Origin of the sequence: Nocardia veterana NBRC 100344, assembly GCF_000308855.1 — a bacterium.
GTDB lineage: Bacteria > Actinomycetota > Actinomycetes > Mycobacteriales > Mycobacteriaceae > Nocardia > Nocardia veterana.
Genome location: NZ_BAGM01000120.1, coordinates 16,078 through 40,099 on the forward strand (window position 1 = coordinate 16,078; position 24,022 = coordinate 40,099).

At 67.7% G+C, this 24,022-nt stretch carries 31 protein-coding genes; 19 read left to right on the forward strand and 12 right to left on the reverse strand.

The genetic code is table 11. The features are described 5' to 3' along the window. Positions 1 to 5: 5 nt before the first annotated feature. Both ON37_RS23065 and hppD read right to left on the reverse strand, forming a co-directional pair. The gene (locus tag ON37_RS23065; RefSeq protein ID WP_040722240.1) at positions 6 to 533 is read right to left on the reverse strand and encodes a DUF3558 domain-containing protein; all 528 of its coding nucleotides are present in this window, start codon (positions 531 to 533) and stop codon (positions 6 to 8) included. Between the two features lie 99 nt (positions 534 to 632). Then, a complete protein-coding gene (hppD, locus tag ON37_RS23070) occupies positions 633 to 1,826 on the reverse strand; it encodes a 4-hydroxyphenylpyruvate dioxygenase (protein WP_040722242.1) in 1,194 nt (397 codons plus the stop codon). Positions 1,827 to 1,976: 150 nt separating this feature from the next. On the opposite strand from hppD, the gene ON37_RS23075 reads away from it, so the two are divergent. Then, positions 1,977 to 2,498 (forward strand): Lrp/AsnC family transcriptional regulator, encoded by a 522-nt coding sequence (locus ON37_RS23075; RefSeq protein ID WP_040722243.1) that lies wholly within the window; start codon positions 1,977 to 1,979, stop codon positions 2,496 to 2,498. Between the two features lie 4 nt (positions 2,499 to 2,502). Here ON37_RS23075 and ON37_RS23080 read toward each other — a convergent pair whose 3' ends face one another. Then, the gene (locus tag ON37_RS23080) at positions 2,503 to 3,615 is read right to left on the reverse strand and encodes a winged helix DNA-binding domain-containing protein (protein WP_040722244.1); all 1,113 of its coding nucleotides are present in this window, start codon (positions 3,613 to 3,615) and stop codon (positions 2,503 to 2,505) included. Between the two features lie 57 nt (positions 3,616 to 3,672). Next, on the reverse strand, positions 3,673 to 4,707 hold the full coding sequence (locus ON37_RS23085) for an NADPH:quinone oxidoreductase family protein (RefSeq protein WP_040722245.1): 1,035 nt from the start codon (positions 4,705 to 4,707) through the stop codon (positions 3,673 to 3,675). A 123-nt stretch (positions 4,708 to 4,830) separates the two neighbouring features. Between ON37_RS23085 and ON37_RS23090 the strand changes: the two genes are divergently transcribed. The 3 genes from ON37_RS23090 (at position 4,831) to ON37_RS23100 (ending at position 7,303) form a co-directional block, all read left to right on the forward strand. Then, entirely contained in the window at positions 4,831 to 5,151 is a 321-nt protein-coding gene (locus ON37_RS23090) for a WXG100 family type VII secretion target (protein WP_174362142.1), read from the forward strand. Next, positions 5,148 to 6,365, forward strand: a complete 1,218-nt coding sequence (locus ON37_RS23095) for a lytic transglycosylase domain-containing protein (RefSeq protein ID WP_040722247.1) — start codon at positions 5,148 to 5,150, stop codon at positions 6,363 to 6,365. Before ON37_RS23090 ends, ON37_RS23095 begins: the two co-directional genes overlap by 4 nt. Positions 6,366 to 6,529: 164 nt before the next feature. Next, the gene (locus ON37_RS23100) at positions 6,530 to 7,303 is read left to right on the forward strand and encodes an acyl-[acyl-carrier-protein] thioesterase (protein WP_040722249.1); all 774 of its coding nucleotides are present in this window, start codon (positions 6,530 to 6,532) and stop codon (positions 7,301 to 7,303) included. A gap of 86 nt (positions 7,304 to 7,389) precedes the next feature. Here ON37_RS23100 and ON37_RS23105 read toward each other — a convergent pair whose 3' ends face one another. Further along, positions 7,390 to 9,057, reverse strand: a complete 1,668-nt coding sequence (locus ON37_RS23105; RefSeq protein ID WP_040722251.1) for an FAD-dependent oxidoreductase — start codon at positions 9,055 to 9,057, stop codon at positions 7,390 to 7,392. A 189-nt stretch (positions 9,058 to 9,246) separates the two neighbouring features. Here ON37_RS23105 and ON37_RS23110 point away from each other — a divergent pair, with 189 nt between their 5' ends. After that, positions 9,247 to 9,738 (forward strand): SixA phosphatase family protein, encoded by a 492-nt coding sequence (locus ON37_RS23110; RefSeq protein WP_040722283.1) that lies wholly within the window; start codon positions 9,247 to 9,249, stop codon positions 9,736 to 9,738. 57 nt (positions 9,739 to 9,795) lie between these two features. On the opposite strand, the gene ON37_RS23115 is transcribed toward ON37_RS23110, so the two are convergent. Then, the gene (locus ON37_RS23115) at positions 9,796 to 9,996 is read right to left on the reverse strand and encodes a hypothetical protein (protein ID WP_040722252.1); all 201 of its coding nucleotides are present in this window, start codon (positions 9,994 to 9,996) and stop codon (positions 9,796 to 9,798) included. 68 nt (positions 9,997 to 10,064) lie between these two features. Between ON37_RS23115 and ON37_RS23120 the strand changes: the two genes are divergently transcribed. The 5 genes from ON37_RS23120 (at position 10,065) to ON37_RS23140 (ending at position 12,816) form a co-directional block, all read left to right on the forward strand. Beyond that, positions 10,065 to 10,433, forward strand: a complete 369-nt coding sequence (locus tag ON37_RS23120; RefSeq protein ID WP_040722254.1) for a VOC family protein — start codon at positions 10,065 to 10,067, stop codon at positions 10,431 to 10,433. 94 nt (positions 10,434 to 10,527) lie between these two features. After that, entirely contained in the window at positions 10,528 to 10,953 is a 426-nt protein-coding gene (locus tag ON37_RS23125) for a MerR family transcriptional regulator (RefSeq protein WP_040722255.1), read from the forward strand. A gap of 64 nt (positions 10,954 to 11,017) precedes the next feature. Next, positions 11,018 to 11,500: a carboxymuconolactone decarboxylase family protein gene (locus ON37_RS23130; protein WP_040722257.1), complete on the forward strand. Its 483-nt coding sequence runs from the start codon at positions 11,018 to 11,020 to the stop codon at positions 11,498 to 11,500. After that, positions 11,497 to 11,808, forward strand: coding sequence for a GNAT family N-acetyltransferase (locus tag ON37_RS23135; RefSeq protein WP_040722259.1), 312 nt, complete (start codon positions 11,497 to 11,499; stop codon positions 11,806 to 11,808). The genes ON37_RS23130 and ON37_RS23135 overlap by 4 nt, the downstream gene beginning before the upstream one ends. A gap of 24 nt (positions 11,809 to 11,832) precedes the next feature. Continuing rightward, positions 11,833 to 12,816, forward strand: a complete 984-nt coding sequence (locus ON37_RS23140) for a pirin family protein (protein ID WP_040722260.1) — start codon at positions 11,833 to 11,835, stop codon at positions 12,814 to 12,816. Here the strand turns inward: ON37_RS23140 and ON37_RS23145 are convergent, their stop codons facing one another. Next, positions 12,817 to 13,689, reverse strand: coding sequence for a helix-turn-helix transcriptional regulator (locus ON37_RS23145; protein WP_040722261.1), 873 nt, complete (start codon positions 13,687 to 13,689; stop codon positions 12,817 to 12,819). A gap of 101 nt (positions 13,690 to 13,790) precedes the next feature. On the opposite strand from ON37_RS23145, the gene ON37_RS23150 reads away from it, so the two are divergent. After that, positions 13,791 to 14,795, forward strand: a complete 1,005-nt coding sequence (locus tag ON37_RS23150; RefSeq protein ID WP_040722262.1) for an aldo/keto reductase — start codon at positions 13,791 to 13,793, stop codon at positions 14,793 to 14,795. 23 nt (positions 14,796 to 14,818) lie between these two features. Here the strand turns inward: ON37_RS23150 and ON37_RS23155 are convergent, their stop codons facing one another. Continuing rightward, positions 14,819 to 15,289: a PaaI family thioesterase gene (locus tag ON37_RS23155; RefSeq protein ID WP_040722264.1), complete on the reverse strand. Its 471-nt coding sequence runs from the start codon at positions 15,287 to 15,289 to the stop codon at positions 14,819 to 14,821. Between the two features lie 226 nt (positions 15,290 to 15,515). Here ON37_RS23155 and ON37_RS33075 point away from each other — a divergent pair, with 226 nt between their 5' ends. Both ON37_RS33075 and ON37_RS23165 read left to right on the forward strand, forming a co-directional pair. Further along, positions 15,516 to 15,653, forward strand: a complete 138-nt coding sequence (locus tag ON37_RS33075; RefSeq protein WP_157171556.1) for a hypothetical protein — start codon at positions 15,516 to 15,518, stop codon at positions 15,651 to 15,653. Positions 15,654 to 15,729: 76 nt separating this feature from the next. Beyond that, on the forward strand, positions 15,730 to 16,677 hold the full coding sequence (locus ON37_RS23165) for a LysR family transcriptional regulator (protein ID WP_051031945.1): 948 nt from the start codon (positions 15,730 to 15,732) through the stop codon (positions 16,675 to 16,677). Here ON37_RS23165 and ON37_RS23170 read toward each other — a convergent pair. After that, entirely contained in the window at positions 16,662 to 17,594 is a 933-nt protein-coding gene (locus ON37_RS23170) for an AraC family transcriptional regulator (protein WP_040722267.1), read from the reverse strand. The genes ON37_RS23165 and ON37_RS23170 overlap by 16 nt on opposite strands. A 245-nt stretch (positions 17,595 to 17,839) precedes the next feature. Here ON37_RS23170 and ON37_RS23175 point away from each other — a divergent pair, with 245 nt between their 5' ends. Genes ON37_RS23175 through ON37_RS23185 form a run of 3 tightly spaced genes read left to right on the forward strand, consistent with a single transcriptional unit; the run spans position 17,840 to position 20,102 of the window. Continuing rightward, positions 17,840 to 18,397: a hypothetical protein gene (locus ON37_RS23175; protein ID WP_040722268.1), complete on the forward strand. Its 558-nt coding sequence runs from the start codon at positions 17,840 to 17,842 to the stop codon at positions 18,395 to 18,397. 44 nt (positions 18,398 to 18,441) lie between these two features. Further along, positions 18,442 to 19,545 (forward strand): DNA polymerase III subunit beta family protein, encoded by a 1,104-nt coding sequence (locus ON37_RS23180; protein WP_051031946.1) that lies wholly within the window; start codon positions 18,442 to 18,444, stop codon positions 19,543 to 19,545. After that, positions 19,542 to 20,102 (forward strand): hypothetical protein, encoded by a 561-nt coding sequence (locus ON37_RS23185; protein ID WP_051031947.1) that lies wholly within the window; start codon positions 19,542 to 19,544, stop codon positions 20,100 to 20,102. Before ON37_RS23180 ends, ON37_RS23185 begins: the two co-directional genes overlap by 4 nt. A gap of 37 nt (positions 20,103 to 20,139) precedes the next feature. Here ON37_RS23185 and ON37_RS23190 read toward each other — a convergent pair whose 3' ends face one another. Further along, entirely contained in the window at positions 20,140 to 21,273 is a 1,134-nt protein-coding gene (locus ON37_RS23190; protein ID WP_051031950.1) for an alkaline phosphatase family protein, read from the reverse strand. Positions 21,274 to 21,504: 231 nt separating this feature from the next. On the opposite strand from ON37_RS23190, the gene ON37_RS31150 reads away from it, so the two are divergent. Beyond that, positions 21,505 to 22,182, forward strand: coding sequence for a hypothetical protein (locus ON37_RS31150; RefSeq protein WP_051031948.1), 678 nt, complete (start codon positions 21,505 to 21,507; stop codon positions 22,180 to 22,182). An 8-nt stretch (positions 22,183 to 22,190) separates the two neighbouring features. On the opposite strand, the gene ON37_RS23200 is transcribed toward ON37_RS31150, so the two are convergent. Then, positions 22,191 to 22,682, reverse strand: coding sequence for an SRPBCC family protein (locus ON37_RS23200; protein ID WP_040722269.1), 492 nt, complete (start codon positions 22,680 to 22,682; stop codon positions 22,191 to 22,193). 4 nt (positions 22,683 to 22,686) lie between these two features. After that, complete coding sequence (locus tag ON37_RS23205; protein WP_040722270.1) at positions 22,687 to 23,010, reverse strand: ArsR/SmtB family transcription factor; 324 nt, start codon at positions 23,008 to 23,010, stop codon at positions 22,687 to 22,689. Between the two features lie 79 nt (positions 23,011 to 23,089). Here ON37_RS23205 and ON37_RS23210 point away from each other — a divergent pair, with 79 nt between their 5' ends. Then, positions 23,090 to 23,527: a helix-turn-helix transcriptional regulator gene (locus ON37_RS23210; RefSeq protein WP_040722272.1), complete on the forward strand. Its 438-nt coding sequence runs from the start codon at positions 23,090 to 23,092 to the stop codon at positions 23,525 to 23,527. 17 nt (positions 23,528 to 23,544) lie between these two features. Beyond that, entirely contained in the window at positions 23,545 to 23,955 is a 411-nt protein-coding gene (locus tag ON37_RS23215; RefSeq protein ID WP_040722274.1) for a VOC family protein, read from the forward strand. Positions 23,956 to 24,022 lie beyond the last annotated feature (67 nt).

The following is a 24,022-nucleotide window of genomic DNA, read 5'->3' on the forward strand; positions in this document are numbered from 1 at the left end:
CGTCCTCATTTCAGCCGCTGCACGGTCAACTCGGCCAGCTTCCGGTTCTTGTCACACGGTGTGGCCGAGGGCTGGTCGAAGGCGCCCGGCGCGGTGGACCATTCGAAGAAGTCGTCGCCCAACTGCACCGCGAGATCGCAGATCCCGAAGGTCGGATCCACCGCCTGGAAGCCCTTCTTCCCGGCGACCTCGATGGTCTCGGGACTGCGGCCCTGAGCCGTCACCCAGGCCCTTTCCCGCTCGATCGGACTGCCGCGGTAGGACGCGAAAGTGACCGAGGGCCCACCGATTCCGGCGGCCTGCCAATTACATCCGACCGAGTTCTTGAAGGCCCGGCTGATCTGCGGCAGGCCGCCGATCGTGCGGACCTCGTCGTCGGAGACGTGCCCGCATTCGCCCACGAAGGGGCCCAGAGCGGCCACCTTGACGGGCGGGCGGGTCGCGGGGCTGTCGCCGTCGGACTTGTCGCTCGAACACGCCGACAGCGCCAGCGCCAAGGCCGTCGCAGCAATGAGGGCCGAGCAGATCCGCATGCCGGTGACTCTACCGATCGGACGCCGTTTCCACAGAGGTCGTCAGCCGAGGGCGCGGCGACGACCGGCCGGCCGGATCGGTCGGGCGCGGGCCTGCGGTCACAGATTCCCGCGGGCCTGTTGTTCCCGCTCGATCGCCTCGAACAGGGCCTTGAAATTGCCCTTGCCGAAGCCCAGTGAACCGTGGCGTTCGATCAGTTCGAAAAAGACCGTGGGGCGATCGGTGAGGGGTTTGCAGAAGATCTGCAGGAGATAGCCGTCCTCGTCTCGATCCACGAGGATGCCGCGAGATTGCAACTGCCGCACCGGAACTCGGACGTGACCGATGCGGGCGCGGAGCTCCGGATCCTGGTAATAGGCGTCGGGCGTGGCGAGGAATTCGATGCCCTCGGCGCGCAGGGCGTCGACGGTGGCGAGGATGTCGCCGGTGGCCAGCGCGATGTGCTGAACGCCGGGACCGCGGTAGTACTCCAGATATTCGTCGATCTGGGAGCGCTTGCGCCCGGCCGCCGGTTCGTTCAACGGGAATTTCACCCGGTGGTTGCCGTTGGCCACGACTTTGCTCATCAGCGCCGAGTACTCGGTGGCGATATCGTCGCCGACGAATTCGGCCATATTGGTGAAGCCCATGACGCGGCGATAGAACTCGACCCATTCGTCCATTCGCCCCAACTCGACATTGCCGACCACATGGTCGACCGCCTGGAACAGCCGGTGCGGCACCCGGGGCCGATACGACGACCGGCGCTCGACATAACCCGGCCGATACGGTCCGTGATAGCGGGAGCGATCGACGAGGGTGTGGCGGGTCTCGCCGTAGGTCGCCAGCGCCGCGGTACGAATCGTGCCGAATTCGTCCGTCTCGTCGTGCGGTTCGACCAGGATGGCGGCGCCCTGGCGGCGGGCGTGCGCGATACAGCGATCCACATCGGGGACCTCGAGCGCGATATCGACGATGCCGTCGCCGTGCCGGTTGTGATGAGCCACCAGCGGACTCGCCGGGTCGACGGCCCCGCGCACATCGAAACGCGCGCTGCGGCTGCGCAATACGAAGGACTTGTGGTCTCGGTTGCCGGTTTCGGGACCGGAATAGGCTTCCAGCGTCATCCCGAAGGCCTGCAGATAGTGCGCGAATTGGGTCGCGTTGCCGACCACCCACACCAGCGCATCCCAGCCGAGCACCGGGAACGGATCGCCGCCGGGATCGTGATCGACCAGACCGACCAGCCGGCGCAGCTGCGCGTCGCTCGGCACCGCGGGCCGGGATTTCCTGGCGAGGGGCTCGATAGTCATGCATCCAGATAAGCTCCGCGGCGCGGTACTGGGCAATATCCGCGATTTCGAGTAGACACCCTGGCTCAATCGGCCACCGACGGCCACACGGTGCTGGACAATTTGACTAGCAGCTCCGGCGGCAACACCGGCCGAGGACAGGAGATACCGATGACGCGCACACCCGCGAAACTGGACGAACTGGATCTCGCGATTCTCACCGCGATGCACGACTACCAGAAGGCGGGCATTCTCGAGCTGTCCCGCCGCACTCGGGTGGCGCGCGCCACCGTGCAGTCGCGGATCGCGCGGATGGAGGAGGCGGGTGTCATCGCCTCCTACGACCCGCAGGTCGACGTCACCGCCGCCGGATTCGATGTGCAGGCCTTCGTGAGCCTGGAGATCGCGCAGGGCGCACTGGATGCCGTGACCATCGATCTGGAGGCGATCCCCGGCGTCCTCGAGGCCTACGCCACCACCGGTTCCAGCGATGTGCTCTGCCGGATCGGCGCCGATTCGCATTCCGGTCTGCAGACGGTGCTGCTGAGTATCGACCGCAGCCCCGCCGTGGTCCGCTCGCACAGCGTGATCGTGCTCTCCACCGTGGTCGCGCGCCGGACGCTGCCACTGTTGCGCACCCTCACTCCGGCGGGTACCAGCAAGGCGCCGGCATACCGCAGTCCGGCGCGGTGACCGCTCAGGGTTTCAGATCGGCTCCGGGCGAGAGGATTTCGACCGCGGGCCGCAGGGCGGGTTCCAGGAACCGCAGCAGCGCGTGGGCTTCCGCCTCGACGGCGCTGGATTCCGCCGCCGACCAGTCGCGTCCGGGTGCGATTCGCAGCCGGGCGGTGCTCTTGTCGGTGAATACCTTGTAGACCCCCGCGAGGTATCCGTCGACCAGCACCGGCGATACCTGGGCCGCGAGATGTCGCAGCGGCGGCGGGGCGCCACCGGGCACGATCCGGCTGCGATCCTGATGAGAGAGCAGTGCGTTGTCGTACCAGCCGAGCAGGCGAACCGGGGCCGGCACGTCCGGATCGGCCAGTTCGGCATCGGCGGCGTCGTAGAGGGTGCGGCCCCGTTCGTCGGTGTAGGTGCGTACCCGGTCGCCGAGCTCGGTCAGCACCTCCTTGATACCGAGCAGCCGGGACCAGGTCTGCACATCCATGGTCGTCGCCGGGCCGAACGCGCGCAGATAGCGAATCACCAACTCCCGCATCGGATATGTGTGATCGAGCGGGGCTCCCAGCCACGGTTCGATCCGCGACCATACCGGCCGGCTGTTGTTCTTCCACAAACCCCGCGGCGGCGTCTGCAGGACGGGCAGCTGATAGATCCAGGTCTGGGCCACCGCCGCGGAACTGCGGTCGGGATATTCGGCGGCGGCGCGGGCCCGCAACTCGGCTGCGGTGATCGGCTGCTCGCCCACGACCCGTTCGCCGCGGGCCCGCACTTCTTCGGGGTCGAGTCCGACCATCGCACCGTAGTTGAAGCTCTTCCGGAACGGGATCTTCTCCAGTTCCGGCTGGATATGCGGGGCGATGCGCAGCGCATCGGCGGCGGTGACGAGATGAATCGTGGCCCGCATCAAAGTGATTCGCACCAGCGACCGGTCCTCGAGGGCCGAGGAAACCGTCGCCGGATCGAAATCCGTGACCCGGCTCCACAATCCGATATACGGCGGCAGCACGTCCTGCGCCTGCAGGCCCACCAGATGTTCACACAGCTGCGGCACGGTCGCCGGCACCCGCTCCAGCAACCGTTGCCGCGCCAGCAGAGTGCGATTCAGAACCCGGTCGGTCAGCTTCATGATGCGCTCACCTTACGGCCGGGCACCGACATCGCCGGGCACCGAGCGGTGTCGCGACTACTTCATCGTGACGACGACTTTGCCCTTCGCGGAACGATTGTCGAGCGCGGCGACCGCGGCGGCGGTCTGCTCCAACGGATACAGCACGGGCTGCGGCGGGGCGATCGCACCGGATTCGAGCAACGGCGCCACCTCGGCCCACTGCTCCTGCAGATAGCCGGGGTGGGTCATCACCCACTCGCCCCAGGCCGCGCCCACCACCTCGACGTTCTTGAGCAGCAGGCGATTCACCTTCACCGTGGGGATCTCGCCGGCGGTGAAACCGACCACGAGCAGCCGGCCGGCCGGGGCCAGCGAGCGGATGCTGTCGGTGAACCGATCCCCGCCTACCGGGTCCAGCACGATGTCCACGCCGCGGCCGCCGGTCAGTTCTTTCACCGCGACCAGCCACCCGTGTTCGTCGCGGGTCTCCCCGTGCTCCCGCGTGCCGCCGCCGGCCTCGACGCTACGGCCGTCGGTCAGGACCACATCCGTCGCTCCGTTGGCCCAGGCGACCTGCGCCTTCTCCTCGGTACTCACCACCGCGATCACCCGGCCGGCGCCGAGCGCCTTGGCCATCCGCAGGGTGGAGGTGCCGATGCCGCCGGCGGCGCCGTGCACCAGAACGGTCTCGCCCGCGGCCAGCCGGCCTCGCTTGCGCAGGCAGAAATGCACGGTCAGATCGTTGAACAGGATTCCCGCGCCCGCTTCGAGCGAGATGTTGTCCGGCAGCCGGAACACCATCTCCTTGGCGGTCACCGCGGTTTCGGCCACGGCATTGCCGAGCAGGGTCAGTGCGACCACGCGGTCACCGGCGGCGACTGCGGCGTCCTCCGGCGCGGACCGCACGACACCGGCCACCTCGCCACCGACGACGAAGGGCAGTTCGGGCTTCATCTGATACAGCCCCCGGGTCATCAGCACGTCCGGGAAGGCGATACCCGCCGCATGGACGTCGATCACCACACCACCGGGGAAGGCCGCCGGCTCGGCGATCTCCACGACCTCGATGGATTCCGGTCCCTCGAGCTTGGTCACCTGGGCTGCACGCATGAATCGACCTCTCTGTCCGCGGCTGCTTCCCCACAAGTTAACCGGTCTTCGCACTCCCCTGTCCACAGGACCTCGATTTGCTACGCTTGGGCCCGCTGAACTGAGCGAAGAGGGGGATTTCTCATGGCCGGTCCCGACGATCCACCCGCGAACGCGATGAAGATCGACCCCGCCGCGCTGCGCAGTTTCGCGAAAACTCTGCGGGACGAATCCGACGCCATCGCCAAGCTGAACTCCGGACTCGCGGACGCCGCGGGCGCGCTGCCGGGCACCGGATGGGCGGCCGCATGCACCGGCGCCAAGGATTCGGTCGACAACGCCTTGAAGCGAATCGGTTCGCGCGTAACGCATATCGCCGACACCGTCGAGCAGGCCGGGAAGATCATCATCGATACCGATCAGCAGCTGCGCGACGATCTGGGCAAGATCGGACTGCACCCATGACGGAAAACGGTGCGGCACTGACTGTTTCGGATGTGGAGAAATGGGACCCGGATAAACTGACCGCCGCCGCCACCGCCGTCGGCAAGCTCTCCGGCGATCTCGACCAGGCCGTCGTCGCGGCCGTCACCAGCACTCAGAAGCTCGGGCAGGACCAGCAGTGGGGCGGTGGCGCGGCGCAGGCGGCCGACGGGCGGATGCAACTGGAGAAGACGCGCGCCTCCGCGGTGAGCCAGGCGGTGCTCGCACTGCAGACGGCGCTGAACCAGCACGTGGAAAACCTCCGCAACGCCAAGACGAGCGTGCTGCAGATGCGCGACCAGGCAACCTACGTCCCCGCGCCGAGCCTCATGCCGGCCTTCGAGGTGAAACCGGACGGCACGGTCGATCCACAGAAGCGGCTCGACTGGCTCGACCAGCACCGGGACAAACTCAACGACGCCGAATACACCGCACAGGCGGCCGGCATCCGGGCCGACGCCGCGGCGCGCCAGTGGGCGCTCGTCAACGCGCTGAAGAACGCCGAAACGGTTGCCGAAGCGGCGATCACCGCGCTCAACGGCGCCAAGGCGCCCGTCGACGCGGCCTTCGCCGGTCTCGGCGACCCGGTTACCGGCGCCGGCGCCGCACCCCCCGCTCCGACCGCACCGGCCGCGACCGCACCAGCCGCCACGACACCGCAGCCCGCGGCTCCGGCACCCGCCGCGCCGATCGCACACAACTCGGGCAGCCCCAGCTCGAGCCTGATGGGCAACTCCCACCACGGCGGCGGCACCAGTTCGCACAGCGGCGGTTCGTACAGCGGCGGCGGCTCCTACAGCGGCCCGACCAGCGGGCCGCCTCCCACCGCCCATCCGTCCGGTGACGTGCAGCAGTGGATCGCCCAGGCCAAGCAGATCCTCATCGAGATGGGTTATCCGCCGGAAGCGATCGACGAGAACGCCATCGCGCTGATCATCGAGCACGAATCCGGCGGCGATCCCAACGCCATCAACAATTGGGACAGCAATGCCGCGGCGGGCCATCCGTCGAAGGGCATCATGCAATGCATCGACAGCACCTTCAACGCGCATGCGGCGCCGGGCCACACCGATATCTGGAACCCGGTCGACAACATCGTCGCCGCCACCCGCTACTCGATCGATCGCTACGGCTCGCTCGACAACGTCCCCGGCGTCTCGGCGGTCTCGAGCGGCGGCGGCTACGTCGGCTACTGATTCGCCTCGACCGGGCCCGCCCCAGTCCTGGCGAATACAACTGGACATTTGCTACGTGTGAGTAGAGCCATCTCGGCGTAACAGTGTGATCTGCGCCCCGTAAAGTCATGTCACAAGAAGCACCGCATGAGTACGCGGCACACCGTGCAGCGCGAGGAGCACCAGTGTCACTCGATCAGCCACTCGCCCCGCTTCCCCAGGAGGGCATGGGCTTCGCTTCGGCGTGGCCCATCCGGGCTGGCGACGTAGATCCCTACAGTCGGTTGCGGCTCGATGCCGTGGCTCGATATTTGCAAGACATCGCGTGGGAAGAGTTGCACAGCAGCTTCTTCCATCGCACCGATCCGGCGTGGATCGTCCGGCGCACCGTCATCGATGTGGTGCGGCCGATCCTGTGGCCCGATCGGGTCGAGTTGCGGCGCTGGTGTTCGGCGATGTCGACCCGGTGGACCAATATGCGGGTGCGCATCACCAGCGACAACGGCGGCTTGATCGAGACCGAGGGCTTCTGGATCAATATCAACGAGTCGACGAATATGCCGACCCGGATCAGCGACGAGGGTTTGGCGCATCTGGCTCGGACCACCGATGAGCACCGCCTGCGCTGGCGGCCCTGGCTGACCGACGCGGTGCCACCGGAGTCGGATACCGATCAGCCGTTCCCGGTCCGCGCGACCGATATCGATCAGTTCAACCACGTCAACAACGCGATGTACTGGCAGGCGGTCGAACAGTATCTGGTCGACTATCCGAAACTGGTCGCCGGCCCGCATCGCGCGGTGATCGAGTATGTGGCGCCGGTGCTGGCGCGTCAGCACATCACCGTGCGCAGCCGCTACGAGCCCGGCGACCGGAACGGTCAGCCGGTCCTGCGGCTGTGGTTCATGGTCGGCGGCGCGATCACCACCACGGTGCGGATCGGCGCGTTACCCGCCTGAGGCCAGGGCTCGGTTTTGCCGCGGGTTTGCCCAGCCGGCCGGCGGTTCCAGGCCCGCCGTGACGACGGGCCCGGAACGGCCGGGGATCAGCCGCGGGCGGCCTCGAGCAGATCCTCGATGGTGGTGAATTTGACCCGGGGCCGGCCGCCGGCCTTGCCGGCGCTCTTCTCGGCCGCGTCGATGGCCTTCCAGCCGTCGCGGCCCACGGCGTCGGGCTGGCGTTGCGCGAGCAGTGCCTCCAGGGCGGCCCGATCACCTTGCGGCGCAGTCAGTTTGCCGGAGGTGAAGTCCTCGAGCAGCTGTTCGACGGTTTCGGTGGCGTCGACGCGGTTCGAGCCGATCACCCCGCGCGGGCCGCGCTTGATCCACCCCGAGACGTAGACGCCGGTGAGGTGGACGCCGTCGGCGACGACCCGGCCGTGTTCGTTGGGCACGATGCCGGCGCGCTCGTCGAAGGGCAGATCCGGGATGGGCACGCCGCGATATCCGATGGAACGCAACACCATCGACGCCGGCAGCGTCTCGGTGCGGTCCGACGCCCGCGCGACCACCCGGTCGCCCTCGGCGACGAGTTCGTTGTGCACGAATTCGAGCTCTTCGACGTGGCCGTCGCCGCGGATCTCGGTCGGCGAAGCCAGGTACCGGAACACGATGCGCTTGTTGTCCGGGTTCGGCGCCTTGGCCGCGTACTCCTGGGCCAGTTCGTACTTCAGCCGCAGCGAGGGCTCGACCTCCGGATCGTCGAGCAGGGCCCGGCTGTGCGCGTCCAGTTCCAGTTCGGCGGGGTCGATCACGACGTCGACGCCCTTCAGGTAGCCGAGGGCGAGGAATTCGGCCGAGGTGTAGGCGGCCTGCAGCGGACCGCGGCGACCCAGCACGACGACCTCGCGGATATTGCTGTTGCGCAGCGCGTCGAGGGCGTGATCGGCGATATCGGTCTTGGCCAGCTCGTCGGGCGACAGCGTCAGCACCCGGGCGACGTCGAGCGCGACGTTGCCGTTGCCGACGATCACCACGCGCTCCCCGGACAGATCGAAACTGCGGCCGGCGTAATCAGGATGCCCGTTGTACCAGGCCACGAATTCGGTGGCCGAATGGCTGCCCGGCAGGTCCTCACCGGGAACGTCGAGACGACGATCGGCCGAGGCGCCGACGGCGTAGATCACCGCGTGGTGATGCGCTTGCAGTTCCTCGTGCGAAATGTGTTTACCCACCTCGACGTTGAGCCGGTACTGCAACGTGTCGCGGCGGAACGCGCTTTCGAACATGCTCGACACCGATTTGGTACCCGGGTGGTCGGGTGCGACCCCGGCGCGCACCAGACCCCAGGGGGTGGGCAGCCGGTCGAACATCTCCACCTCGACATCGGCGCGGCGCAGCAGCTCGTCGGCCGCGTAGCAGGCCGCGGGCCCGGCACCGACGATGGCCACCCGGAGGGTGCCGAGTTCCTTGGGCGGGCGCGAGGGTGTCACCAGCGGGTCGAAATTCGACTCCAGCGGGTGCCGCTGGAAGTAGGAGGCGTTGATATCGCGGAAGCGGGCCAGGGAAGCCGACAGATCGTCCTCGGAGAAGATGGCCTCCACCGGGCAGGCATCCACGCACGCACCGCAGTCGATGCAGGTGTCGGGGTCGATGTAGAGCTGCTCGGTCGTCGCGAACTCGGGTTGCTCCGGAGTGGGACGAATGCAATCGACCGGGCACTCGGGTACGCAGCTGGCGTCGTTGCAACAACGCTGCGTGATCACGTAGGCCATATCTCGCAGATCCTCGAAACTTCTCGGTACATCCCCACCCGGGTTTGGACAGGGCGTGCGTCACACCGGTTGCCGGTCGGCCCACGCTGTGACACCACATTCAGTGTGCCTCGAGAGTGAGTTACATCTCTCATCAGGTCGGCTTTTAGATAACACCGTTTACTTTCTGGGGCCGCTACGGTGATGCGCATGGCGCGGACCCTGATCCTGATGCGACACGGTAAATCCGCCTATCCACCGGGCGTCGACGATCACGACCGGCCCCTGGCGCCGCGCGGGCGGCGCGAGGCCGCGCTGGCCGGAACCTGGCTGCGCGAAACGCAGCCGGCCATCGACGCGGTGTGTTGTTCGGACGCCGTGCGCACCCGCGAAACACTGGCCGCGACCGGAATCACCGCGCCCGTGACGTTCGAGCACTCGATCTACGAGGCCTCTCCGCACACCCTGATCGAGCTGATCCAGCTCACCGACGACGAGGTACAGACCCTGCTGGTGATCGGGCACTCCCCCGGCATGCCGTGGACGGCATGGGAACTGGCCGCCAATCGCGCCTCGCTACCGGCCGAGGAGCTCAGCCGGAAATTCCCCACCTCGGCGCTGGCCGTCCTCGAATTCGACCGACCGTGGTCACGCGCGGACCCGGGTACCGGCGACCTGATCCGATTCCACGTGCCACGCTGAACGCCCCGTCGCGCACGCGATTCCGCACGGAGGTCGCCTACCGCGCGAAAGATCTTGTCAGCGTAGGAATTTCCCACGAACGACGACGAGCGCCCCGAACAGGACGAGAACCACCAGCGCGACGAACCAGTTGGTCAGCGCCCAGACGACACCGAGAACGACGAGCACCGGAATCGCCGCGACGAGTGCGATGAACGGGCTTTCCTTGACCGTCTCCAGCGCCGACCGCGCCCGGATCCGATCGATTTCCTTGGCCATGTACTCAGGGTAGGCGTTCGAATCGCCGGCCGCCGCGACTTGTCGGTGCCGGGTGGGATGCTCGGCGCATGGATTGGAAAATCGAGCTCGTCGCCATCCCGGTCACCGACGTCGACCGGGCCAAGGAGTTCTACACCCGAATCGGGTTCAACGCCGATCACGACGCCAGTCCCACCGAGGACATCCGGTTCGTGCAGCTGACGCCGCCGGGTTCGGGCTGCTCGATCTGCATCGGCAAGGGGATCACCGACGCCGAACCCGGCAGCGTGGTCGGCATGCAGATGGTGGTGGCCAGCGCCGAGCAGGCCTATCGGCAGTTGATCGAGGCCGGGGTGGCGGCCACGCCGGTCAAGGACGAGGGCTGGGGCCTGTTCACCTACTTCGCCGATCCGGACGGCAACAAGTGGGCGGTCCAGGAGTTGCCGAAACGGGGCTGAGCGCCGGGCCGGCCGGGGTGTTCACCACTTGCATGGAGTGCACTCCAGGTCGGTACTGTCGAAGACAGCTTCGGCAGGCAGGAAGGCGACGGCCATGACGGCGACCACGGCGAATCCCCTCGAACAGTCCGACGATTACGAGCGCCCGAAATATTCGATCGGCGATGTCGCCGAGAGGTCCGGCCTCAGCCGCGACACGCTGCGCTGGTACGAGCGAATCGGGTTGATGGACTACATCGGCCGCGATTCCAGCGGTAAGCGCCGGTTCAGCGATCGGGATCTGAGCTGGCTGCATCTGATCGGCTGCCTGCGCGCCACGGGAATGTCGGTCGCCGATATGGTCCACTACGCCGAGTTGGTGCGGGCCGGGGACGGCACCACCGCGGAACGACTGGAAATGTTCCGCAGAACCCGGGAGGGCGTCCTCGCCCGGATCGAGGACCTGCATCGCACACTCGCGGTCCTGGACCGCAAGATCGACCTCTACGAGGGCAGAGTGGCTGCCATGCAAGACATCTGAGCCCGCGTGACGTCGCATACATCTCGCGCGTGGTGACGCAGCGCACGGTTACGATGCCTGCGCTATGCAAACCCCCGCCGCCGATGCCCGCATCTGGATCGACAAGCAGAGTCCCGAGCCGTTCCGCGCGCTCAACAGCGTCGCGCTCGCCGTCCGCGCCGCGGCGGCAGCCGCCGGTCTGGATCGCTCGCTGGTCGAGCTGGTGAACGTCCGGGTCTCTCAGATCAACGGATGCGCGTATTGCCTGGATCTGCACTCCCAGGCCGCGCTGAAGGCCGGCGTGACCCGACAGCAGCTCGAGGTGTTGCCGGCCTGGCGACGGACCGAGCTGTTCACCCCCGCCGAATGCGCCGCCCTCGCACTCGCCGAGTCGACCACCACGCTGCCCGATGAGGACACCCTGCAGCATGGTTACACCCTTGCGCGGCAACATTTGTCGGACGAACAGGTTTCGGTGATCATCTGGGTCGCGACGACCATCGGCGCGTTCAACCGCGTGTCGATCATGAGCAGGCATCCGGTGCGGGAACGAGAGGAGCACCGATGATCGATCAGGCCGCCACCGCAGCAGTCGTCCGCAACGAAGCCCAGCACCGCTACGAGGTGTGGTACGGCGACAAACTCGCCGGCTTCGCCGAATACCGCGAGAACGGCGACGACATCGCCTTCATCCACACGGAGGTGGACGCGGAGTTCAGTGGCAAAGGTCTGGCGAACACCCTGGCCCGGCATGCGATCGACGATGCGGTGGAGCGCGGGCGCGCGATCGTGCCGCGTTGTTCGTTCATCAAGAGCTGGCTGGACAAGCATCCCGACTACGATGCTCATGTGGTGGGGAAGGGTATCCAGCGATAACCGTACGGACGGACAGGGTGGCCGATGAGCGATCTCGAGGCGAATCCGGCCGAGGCACTGTGTGAATCCTCGCCGGCGCCCGGCCCGCGGGTGGATTTCTATCCGGCGCGGGAGGTGCCGCTCGGCGGCGTCCGCGGCGTCACGGTCATGCGGGTGCTGCCGCAGCGTGATCTGCCGACGGTGGGCGCCTGGTGTTTCCTCGACCATTTCGGATCGACCGAGAGCTCGCATCGGCTACCACCCGATATCGATCCGCACCCGCATATCGGGCTGCAGACCGTCACCTGGCCGTTCGAGGGCCGGATCCGCCATCGTGACAGCGTCGGCTCCGATGTGGAGATCGAGCCGGGGCAGCTCAATCTGATGACCTCCGGGCGCGGCATCGCGCATTCGGAGTACACGGTTCCCGGTGCGCCGGCCGGCCACGGGCTGCAGTTCTGGATCGCCCTCCCGGACTCGGATCGGGAGATCTCGCCACATTTCGAACAGCACCGCGAACTGCCGGTGCTGGCGCTGCCCGGGCTGCGGGCCACCGTCTTGATCGGTTCGCTCGCCGGTGTCGAGTCTCCGGCGATCAGCTACTCCCCGATCGTCGGCGCGGACATCACCGTCGGCCCCGGCGCCGATGCCAGGGTGCCGCTCGATACGGCGTTCGAACATGCCGTGCTGGTGGTGTCGGGCGAGGTGCGCATCGACGATGTCCTCGTCGAACCCGGTCCGCTGCTGTACCTCGGCAGTGACCGATCCGAGTTGCGGCTGCGCAGCGAATCCGGCGCACACTTGGTGCTGATCGGCGGCGCACCGTTCGGCGAAGATCTGGTGATGTGGTGGAACTTCGTCGGGCGCAGCCACGACGAGATCGACCGAGCCCGTACCGACTGGGAGACCCACGACGTCGGGCGCTTCGGGGATATCGCGGGACATACTCCGCAACAACGCATTCCGGCTCCACCGTTGCCGAATCTGCGCTTGCGTCCACGCAAGCGCCGCAGCTTCACCGAGCATTGATCAGCGATCGAGGATCGCGGTTTCCGAATCCGCTTCGCCGGTCAGCGATTGGGTGCCGATGACGCGCAGCAGATCCAGTTTCTCCTGTGCGTCGGTTCCCGGCCGCGGGTAGAAGACGAGCAGATGCTGGGTAGCGTTCGGGGTGACCAGCGTTTCGCAAACCAGATCGAGCAGCCCGACCTGCGGATGCCGGATGCGTTTGGCGTCGCCGATCCGCACCGCGACTTCGTGTTCGGCCCACAGCCGTTCGAATTCCGGGCTGACCGCCCGCAACCGCGTCACCAGTTCGGTCACGTCGGGGTCGCCGGCCCGCCGCGCCGCCGTCGCCCGCAGATCCGCGACGTGCCGGCGGGTCAACACGTCCCAGTCGGCCTCGGGAAATCGCGCCCGGCCCGCCGGATCGGTGAACCAGCGCCACAGCAGGTAGCGGTCCATCCCGGCGAGCTGGGAGTGATCGCCGGAGAGGTTGATATGCATGCGGTTCTGCGCGAGGATCTCGCCCAGATCGGACACCACACACGCCGGGGTGTCCACCAGTTTGTCGAGCAGGAACAGCAGTCCGGGGCTCACATGCCGGTTACCACGACCGCGGGTGGGAGCGGCGTGGCCGCACAAATGGTAGAGGTGGTCGCGCTCGTCGTCACCGAGACGCAGCGCCCGCGCCAGCGCACCGAGCACCTGGACCGAGGGCCGTGGTCCGCGGGACTGTTCCAGGCGGGTGTAGTAGTCGGTGGACATGCCCGCGAGCAGCGCGACCTCGTCACGCCGCAGCCCGGGCGTGCGACGCCGAGTGCCCGGCAGCAGACCGACATCGGCGGGTTGCAACTGCGCCCGGCGACGGCGCAGGAAATCGGCGAGATCGTCGCGGTCCATATCTCCACTCGGCCCGGCCGCGCCACCGCCAGCCAGGGATCGCCGATCCCTCGATAAACGATCTCTGCCGAGCGCCGGGTTCGGCACGCACGATCGGTTCCATGACGACTATCGACAAGACGCAATTGGGCAGCACCGGACCGAAAGTCGGCCGCCTCGGGCTGGGTGCGATGGGAATGTCGGGTGCCTACGGCCGCTCCGACGACAGCGATTCGATCGCGACGATCCACGCTGCCTTGGACTCGGGGGCCACGATCATCGACACCGGCGATTTCTACGGCGGCGGGCACAACGAGATGCTGATCCACCGGGCTCTCGCCGAGCGTCCCCGCGAGGACTATCAGCTCAGCGTGAAATTCGGCGCGCTGCGTGGCCCGGACGGCAGTTTCGGCGGCGTGGACTGCCGGCCGGCGGCGATGCGCAACTTCCTGCTGTACTCCCTGCAGCGCCTCGGCGTGGACTACATCGACATCTATCGTCCGGCCCGCCTGGATCCGGCGGTGCCGATCGAGGACACCGTCGGCGCCATCGCGGAAATGGTGGCGGCCGGGTATGTGCGCCACATCGGCCTGTCCGAGGTGGGCGCGCAGACCCTGCGGCGAGCCGCGGCGGTCGCGCCGATCGTCGATCTGCAGATCGAGTATTCGTTGATCACGCGCGGTATCGAACGTGAAATCCTGCCCACCGCAGGCGAACTCGGGATCGGGATCACGGCCTACGGCGTGCTGTCGCGCGGGCTGCTCAGCGATTCGTTGCGCACCCAGCCGACATTCGCCCCCGATGATTTCCGTGCTCACAGCCCCCGGTTCCAGGGCGAGAATCTCACCACGAATCTGCGGCTGGTGTCGGCACTGGCCGAGATCGCCGAACAGCGGGGAGTGAGCGTGGCGCAGCTGGCCATCGCCTGGGTGCTGGGCCGCGGTGACGATATCGTCCCGTTGATCGGCGCGCGCCGGGTGCCGCGGTGGCAGGAAGCGGTCGCGGCGCTCGATATCGAATTCACCGCCGACGAACGGTCCGCGATCGAGGCCGCGGCGCCGGCGGAGGCGGTGGCCGGCACCCGCTACGCCGCCGCGCAGATGGCGATGCTCGACAGCGAAAGCTGAGCCGTCGCCCGCCGCCCGCCCGGCTACTTCCGGCGCGGGCGGATCACCGCGGTGAATGTCGCTGCGGCGACGGACTTTCCGGTGCTGTCGGTGATGTCGACCGGCACGGCCAGTTCCACCGAGCGCCGATCGGCGATATCGGCCCGGGCCTGTTCGAGTTCCGCGGGCGTCAATTCCGAGGTGGCCCGGAACGGACCCGCTTCACCCTTGGCCCGGGCCAGATATTCGATGCGTCCGTCCCGCGCGACGATGAAGGTCTCACCCATCAGATCCACGATGCCGGAGATGGACGCACCCATCGCGGCGGTCTCGGCGAGGCCGAACAGGATGGCGGCGTGGACATCCCCGTTGTGATTGAGATGTTCCGGTTTCGGCGCCATGCTCACCACGTTGCGACCGGGCAGATATTCCTCACCTTCCACCCCCGCGAACCGGATGAATCCCAGTTTCCGAAATCCGGCCATCACCAGTTCGCCCATGGCAGCGTGGTCCATCGCGTCTCCCGTCGCGCACAAATTGAAACGTGTTCTACTTTCATACTCTGCGCGAGCGGAGTGTGTCCACCGCGGGCCGCCCGATGCCCACGGGATCGCGTCGGAAAAATCCGAAAAGAAGATGGTTCAGATTGACCGAAATTTGGTTAAGCTTCATCCCACTGCGCTGAGCACGGCAGGACAACCAACCGGGTCCGCGGACCCATGATGCACGAGGAAGCAGTTCATGAACGCCTTTATCGCCCTGATCGACTCCAACTCCTCCGGCTCGGTGACAATGAACAGCGTCCTCACCAACATCATGAACATGTTCATCACCGGATCCGCGGGGTCGAACAGCAACGGCGGCGGCATCTTCAACTGAGCCGTACCCCACCATCGTCGGCCCGTCCGGACCCCATGCACACGGGCGGGCCGATCTCCCCGGATACCATGCCCGCATGTCGAACCCCGCCGTCTCGCTCGGGGACGAACCGCCGGACCTGCGTCGCCTTCAGCATTTTCTCTGCGTGGCGGAGTGCGCCGGATTCAGCCGGGCCGCACAGCAACTCCATCTGAGTCAACAGGCGCTCAGCAGTTCGATCGCCAAACTCGAAAAACAGCTCGACACAAAGCTTTTCGACCGCACCGGCCGACGGATCAGCCTCACTCCGGCCGGCGTCGCGCTGCAGGAGGGCGCCACCGGCCTACTCGCCGCCGGCCAGATCCTGTTGCGCCAGGTCCGTGACGCCGCCGCGGCGAATCGGACCCCCTTCGTGGTGGCACATACTCCCGCCATCACCGCGGACGAGGTCCACACTCTGCTCGCCCCGGTGCGCATCGGACGACCGGATGTGTCGCTGACCGTCGCCCAGACCTTTCCTTCGGAACTGGAATCCGCCCTCGTCCACGGCAGCGTCGATGTCGCGTTGCGGCGCGGTGTGGCCGTTCCACACGGGCTCGCCGCGGCCGTGATCGGATACCACCCGCTACGCGTGGCCGTCGCCGCGAGTCACCCCCTCGCCACTGCCGGCACGCTCACCCTCGACCGGCTCCGACACGAACGGATCGTGGTGTGGGCGCCGCCGGGAGCGTCGTTCTACACCGACTTCATCCTCAGCACCTGCCGCCGTGCCGGTTTCGAGCCCGGACTGGTCGTCGACCGGGTGCAGGGAACGCCGCCGGTCACCGCCGTCGTCGACTATCCCGATGCGGTCGCCTTCGTGACCGCGCCCGCCGGACCGGCCCTCGGCGGCCGGGTGCGCGTACTCGATCTGGCCGACCCGCCGATGACGCCGATTCAGGCCCTCTGGCTCCCCCATACCCGCTCGGCGGTACGGGACCTGTTGACCACCGTGACCTCGGATCGAACCGACAGCCGCGCGACGGACGGCTACTCGCGCACCTGACCGGGGGTCGTGCCGAAACGGCGGCGAAAGGCCTTGGTGAAACTGCTGACCGAGCCGAAACCCAGATCAGCCGCGATATCGGCAACACTGCGGTGCCGATACGCCGGATTGCGCAGCCGGTCCCGCGCGATCTGCAGCCGCTGCTCGCGGATCACCTCGCTCGGTGTGGTGCCGGCGGCGCTGAAGGCCAACTGCAGCTGTCGCAGCGACCAGCCCAGCGCGGCCGCCACCCGGGCACCGGTGAGTTCCGGATCGCCGGCGTGGCCGGAAATGTAACGGCGGGCGGTCGCCTCCACCTGACTCAGCTGATTCGGCGTGCTCGGCGGTTCACCCAGGATCTGCATGCACAGCAGATCGACCAATTGCTCGGCGACGACGTCGAATTGGCTGTCGGTGAGTGCGTCCCGCTGCGTATACAGCGTATTCGCCACCGCCCCGGCCACACCGCCCAGGCCCGCGGTGAGATCCAGCGGCTGCGGCGGCAGATGATACCGATTGAGCCGATGCCGAATCTCCTCGTAGGAAATTGTCAGAATGAGCCCGTGCGAACCGTCGCCCATCGCCATCGCGAACGGTTCGTCGGTCGAGACCAGACAGGCGCTACCCGGGCTCAAACTGCCCGTGTCGTCGAAATGACGGAACCGTAGGGTGCCGGTGAGCGGCACCAGCAGCCGATAGTCGGAGTCGGGATCGGTGCGGATGAGCTTCGGGGTCCGCGCATAGCTGACGGCGTCGGAATCCCAGCCCACCAGTTGGTAGGCGCCGGTGTGGCGGCGTGTGGTGCGCCCGCGGAAATCCGTGGACTGCGGAAACCGGAACGCCAAACCGCACTGATACGAACTGATCAGATGCGTCCAGTAATCGACCCGCTCGTGCGGTTCGATCGCACTCGTCGTGGCTGCGTCGGCAATGCTCATCGCCCCATATCATCGCCGGTTTCCCGATTCTGCGCACGAGAACAAAGCCCGTGCGCCTCAGGACAAGCGCCGGCGATAGGCCCGTCATAGCGTCCGCATAGCCGATTTCCGCGACGTCGGCGTCCGTGGTCACGGATACCGATGAGGGAGCGGCCTGCTGTGGACGAAGATGAGGAGACCCCCATGCGCACGATGGCCACCTTCGATCCGGACCGGCCCGGAACACATGTCGAGCGCGCCGAGCGATGAAGATCATCGGAAGTCGTTGGCGCAGTTTCGAATACCTGCCGGTGGCGGCCGGGCCGGGAGCGGTGGCGCTGCCACCGGGCGCGGTCCGCACGCCGCGGCGGTTCTTCGACTGCCTGCTGGTCCGGCTCGTGGTCGAGCCCGGCGACGGGCCGGCCACCGCGGCTGCCGTTCGCGCGGTCCGCAAACTCTGCGCCGACAGTGACGCCTCGTTCATCGTGCTCACCGGCAGTCCCCACTGCGCGGCCGTCGGGAGCCGCTCCGTCCTGGCCGGGGACCCACCCGACATCCTGACCGATATCGCCGACACGCTCGACATCCTCGCCGAGGTCGCCGATCGGCTCGAGGAGCACGGCGAGCGCGTCCACCTGATCCCGTTCGGCTGGAACCTGGACTGCCGGCTCGAGGAACCGCAACCCGCCTGGGCGTCGACCACGCTGACGCTGAAGGCACCGGCGGACCGGCCCGTGCCGGCGCCCCGGGGACGACCGCACTGCCCACACGCGCTGATCTCGGCCCGGTCGAACCGGGCCCGGATCTTCCGGCGGCCGCGGTAGCCACGACTTGACCTTCGAGTCGGCTGAAGGTTCATGATGGGTCGGTGGCGAATTCCGGACTGGTGACGATCGGCGCATTCGCGCGGGCCAGCGGCTTGACCGCGAGTGCGTTGCGCTTCTACGCGGATTCGGGATTGCTCGCGCCGGCGATCGTGGACCCCGTGTCGGGCTATCGGTACTACGCGCAGGCGCAACGCGAACGGGCGGAGCGGATCCGCGAACTGCGCGCGATCGGGATGCCGCTGGAGACGATCGCGCGGGTCCTCGACGCCGGAGCCGACGCCGCGCGGCTCATCGATGAGCACGTGGCGGGGCTGGAACAGCGAGTGCAGCAGATCCGGGAGCGGGCCGCCGAGCTCGAGGCGGTGCTCGGCGGTCACCCCGGCCGGGCGGTGGCGAGCGTCAGCGGTCCGGTGTTCGCGTCGGCGGTCGAGCAGATCCTGGCCGCCACCGCGCACGAACCGGACCACCCGGTGCTGAGCGGCGTGCACGTGGAGGTAGCCGGCGAAACCCTGACGCTCACCGCCACCGACCGGTACCGGCTGTCCACCCGCACGCTGGTCCTGGACCGGCCGAGCCCGGCCGACTGGGTCGCCACGGTCGACGGTGACGACCTGCGACTGGCCGTCCCCGAACTCCGCCGCCGGCACCGGATCCGGCTGGACGCCACCCCGCGTTCGGTCCGCTTCCGGATCGCTCCCGAACAGGTGCGGACCTGTCGCATCCTGCCGAGCCCGTTCCCCGATCATCGGCTGCTGCTGGGCTCGATCGAGACCGCGCGGGTTCGCGTCGTCGTTCCCCGCGACGCGCTGTTGCGCACGCTGGAATCGCTACGGACACATCATGTTCTGCTGTGCGCGTCGAACGGCGCGGTGACGGTCGCCGGACCGGATCGGGCCGCGCGCAGCCCGGTTCCGGCGGTGGTGACCGGACCGGATATGGAGCTCGCCTTCGACCTCACCACGTTCTATCCGGCGATCGACACGGCCATCGGTCCCGACGTGATGATCGATATCTCCGGCCCCGCGCTACCGGTGGTCGTCCGGTCCGCGGACAACGGCGACCTGACCACGATCGCCATGCCCATCGCGACGCCCGACCCCACACGACCGCCCATCGACTTCTCCGACCCCGAGGACCCGTCATGAGCACTGCCGACCCCGGTACCGACCCGACCATGGCGGCGATCGGAGCCGCCGTCGAATCCGGCCATCGCGGTGACATCGACCGGGCGCGAAGTGAACTCGCGCACCTGTGGACCACCATCGGTCCCGCCGGTGACCCGTTGCACCGCTGCACCCTCGCTCACCACCTCGCCGACCTCCACGCCGATCCGGCGCAGGCACTGGTCTGGGACATTCGCGCCCTCGACGCCGCGGACGCTCTCACCGACGCGCGGGTACACCGCCACCACGAGGGCCTGAGTGTCGCCGGGTTCTATCCCTCGTTGCATCTGAACCTGGCCGACGACTACCGGCTGCTCGGATCCTTCGGCGCCGCCGCCGACCATATCGCCGCTGCGCGAGAGCGCCTCGACGCACTGCCCGAAGGCGGCTACGGCCGCCTCATCCGGCGCGCGACCGAGGAGGTCGGCGAGCTGATCGAGGCCCGGTCGACCCGACGCCGCCCCTCCGCCCCCGGGGTTGCGCAGGCCGGCCACCGTGCTCGGAAACACCCCGAACACATCGGGCAAACCTCCGCGTAGATGCGGGAAAACCATCGGAGGCAGCGAGTTTCAACGATCAGTTCGGCGTCACGACGAGTGGAACCAGCTGTTCGTCCGGGGTCCAGGCGCCGTGGTGTCCGACCAGGGTCGATTCCAGCGGCTCACGTTCGGGGCAGACCAGCACACTGCGGCCTTCGGCCACGGCGATGAGGTCACCGACGCGGGCAGCGATGTCGGGCGCCGGCGCGGTCGGGCCGAACCAGTGTTCGTCCAGGGCTTGCTCGCGCGGGACAACCCTTGCGTGCGTGGCCAATTCGGCACGCCAGACGGCCAGCACGTCGTCGAGCGCCGCCGGGTTGTCGAGGTGGACGTGGCGCACCCGTGCCTCCCCCGCGATCATGCGCACGTTGCGGTGCAGATCGCCGCGTGCGTCGAGATCCACCACCTCGCCGGCGCGGATCATGCCGTGATCACCGGTGATCAGCAGCGTGCACGTGGACGGAAGATCGGTCAGCAGATCGGCCACCGCCGCATCGATATCGGCCAGTACCGCCAGCCACTGCGGTGATTCCGGGCCGTGCAGATGTCCGGCGGCGTCGAGATCGGCGAAATAGGCGTAGGCGAACCGTGATTCGGCATCCGGGTGCTGCGCGACCGCGAGTATGCCGGCGCGCACCTGCTCGAGGTCGGCGGCCGGATGCACCGTGCCCGCCGTCCGGAATACCGCCCGGGTGAGACCGGAACTGCGCTGATACTCGGGAATCACATAGTGCACGGCCACGCCGTGTGCGGCGAGATCCTCGAGCCGGCTGGTGCTGCGCTGCACCGTTTCCGGCGGGTGGTCCCCCCGCGCGTCGGGTCCGGTCGCGGAGTCGGTGCGCCAGCGCAGGGCGTTGAGCAGGCGGGGGCCACCGGGCGCGGGTACGGCGAAGCTGTAGCCGATGATGCCGTGGGTCGCACAGGGCGCACCGATGGCGAGGCTGGCGATACTCGCGGCGGTGGTCGCCGGGAAGCCGGCGATCAGGGTGGTGGCGACGTGGGCGCTCAATGTCGGCGCCACGGCCCGGTTCCGGGCGAGCAGTTCGGCGCCGAGCCCGTCGATCAGCAGGACGACGACATCGCGGCGGGGAACGAGACCCAGCGAGTTGTCCACAGCCATCCCGAAGGATGCGGCAACCGAGGGCAGAACGTCGGCGAGGGTATGTGGCATCGCGGCCCATGCTGCCGGATCCGCCACGCCGGCACGAACTGTTTTCCCGGTGTCCGGCTCGTGCCGGGTGCCGCGTCGATGATTCCGAGCGCGGCCACGGCCGCCCTTCCGGTCGAGCGCCACCGCGGCGCCGGCCGCGCATCGGAGCGGTTCGCCGGTCCTCGCCGGGTGACCGGTCCTCCGATACCGTGGATATCCAGCCGCGCAGTGCGATGAAGGTGGTGAATCCGGGTGTTCGATCCGTTGGCCGATATCGATCGGGCCCTCGCCGATCGCGCCGGATGGACCTGGTTCGACGACCACCTGCTCTACACCTGCGGGGTGCTCGATCTGCTACGCCGCGGCGAGCTGGCCCGGATGCCGGTCAAGTCCACCCGGATTCGCCTCGATCCCGGCGAGGTGTGTATCGCCGAGGGGCCGGCCCAATGGTATTTCTGGCGCTCGGCCGGCGACGGGACCTGGACCCGAAACAATATCTACGTGGCCGGCAGCGCCTCCTTCATCGCGGCCGCCCAGCTGGGCAATGCCCTGGTCAATCAGGTGCGGCGGCAACGGGCCGAGGCGGCGAGCCGCCCGCGCTGGATCGCCGAGCGCCCCGGATCCGTGATGATCTCCGACCGTCGCATCCATCTCACCAACCCCGACAGCGTCTTCCCGATCGCCTGGTCGGCGCTGGAGACGATCGATCTGACCGCACCGGACCGGGTGGTATCGCGCTACGGCGACCGCGACGGCGGCCTGCAGCTGTGGCAGTTGCACAGTCCCTGGGCGGTCCTGATATTCGTCGTCGCCGCCCACCTGCATTTCCCGAACCATCCCCTGCTGCTGTCCGGGAGGTGGCTGCCCGCCGGATTCGAGGACAAATGCCATCTGGCGGGGAAGAAATGTCCGAGGGTGCGGGACCGGTAACCCGGTAACTACGCCATCGCAGCCAGCAGGGCGTCCAGCGCGCGGTAACTGTCGTTCAATCCGTCGGCCATACCGGACTGCAACATGCCGTCGCGTTCGGCCGGAGTATGGAATTGGCTGTCGGTCACCACTTTCGTACGGCCGTCGCCGAGATCCACGAATGTCGTGGCGTCGATGGCCACATGTGCGGGCATACCGTCCCATTCGAACGACCAGACGATGCGCTCACGCGGAGTGATCTCGCGGAACCGTCCCTCGAATCCGTGCGCCTGACCGTCGGCGTGCTCGATGAAACGCCAATGTCCGCCCGGACGGAACTCCCAGCGCTCGACATCGAGCCGATGCCCGCGCCCCCACCAGCGCACCACATTCTCGATCCGGCTGTAGGCATCCCACACCCGGTCGATCGGTGCGTCGAAGATCCGCTCGACATGGATTTCCCGGTCGCCGGACGCCGTGACCGCCGTGTTCTTGCCGGTCGTGTCGGTTGTCGTGCTCATTGCCCTACTCCGTTCGTTCGAGGAATTCACCGAGACGGTCCATCCGGGCCTCCACCATCCGGCGGTAGCCCTGCAACCAGGACGCCTCCCGGTCGAGCACATTCGCGCCGAGCCGGCAGTACCGGACCCGGCCGCGCTTTTCCGTGACCACCATTCCGGCCTGCTCGAGGATCGCCAGGTGTTTCTTGATGCCGGTGAGGGTCATCTCGAAACGTTCGGCCAGCTCGGTGACCGTCGCGGGGCCGCTGCCGAGGCGCTCGAGGATCCCGCGCCGAGTGGGATCCGCCAGCGCCGCGAAGGAGGCGTCCAAAGAACCATACTGAACCATCTAGTTCAGTGTTTACGATTACCGGCAGCGGTGTCAAGGGCTGCTGGGCAATGTCGGTGCCACATGGCACCATGTCGGTGTGGCCAGCACACCTGCCCCCGACCCACGGTTGCGCGATCTCGCGCGGCTGCGTCGCGTCCGCGACCGCATCGACCGCGAGTATGCGAAGCCGCTGGACGTGGAGGCCCTGGCCCGCGATGTCCACATGTCGGCGGGACATCTCAGCCGGCAATTCCGGCTCGCCTACGGCGAATCGCCCTACGGATATCTCATGACGCGGCGAATCGAACGCGCGATGGCGCTGCTGCGGCGGGGCGACCTCAGCGTGACGGAGGTGTGCTTCGAGGTCGGCTGCCAATCGCTGGGTACGTTCAGCACCCGCTTCACCGAACTGGTCGGCGTGCCGCCGAGTGTGTACCGCCGCGAGGCCGCGGAGGCCACGCTGGGCATGCCGTCGTGCGTTGCGAAACAGGTGACCAGACCGATCAGGAATCGAGAAGCACAGGTAACCGAGTAGCAATTAGCGTGAGCGCCATGGACATCACCATTCACGACACCTTCCTTCCGCAGGACGATCCGGAGGCGGCGCTGGCGTTCTATCGCGACACGCTCGGCTTCGAGGTTCGCAACGACGTCGGCTTCAAGGGCATGCACTGGATCACGGTCGGCCCGGCCGGTCAGCCGGACGTCTCGATCGTGCTGTACCCGCCGAACGCCACGCCCGGTGTCACCGAGGAGGAACAGCGCACCATCTCCGAGATGATGGCCAAGGGCACCTTCGCCAGCATCAATCTGGCGACCGAGAACGTCGACGCGGTCTTCGAACGGCTACAAGCCAACGGAGCCGAAGTCGTCCAGGAACCCACCGATCAGCCCTACGGAGTCCGCGACTGCGCGTTCCGCGACCCCTCGGGCAATCTGCTGCGCATCCAGCAGGCCTCCTGAACCCTCCGCTGCGGACACAGGCAGCGACCCGATCGACCCCGGCCGGCGGCCGGCCCGCCCACCCGAA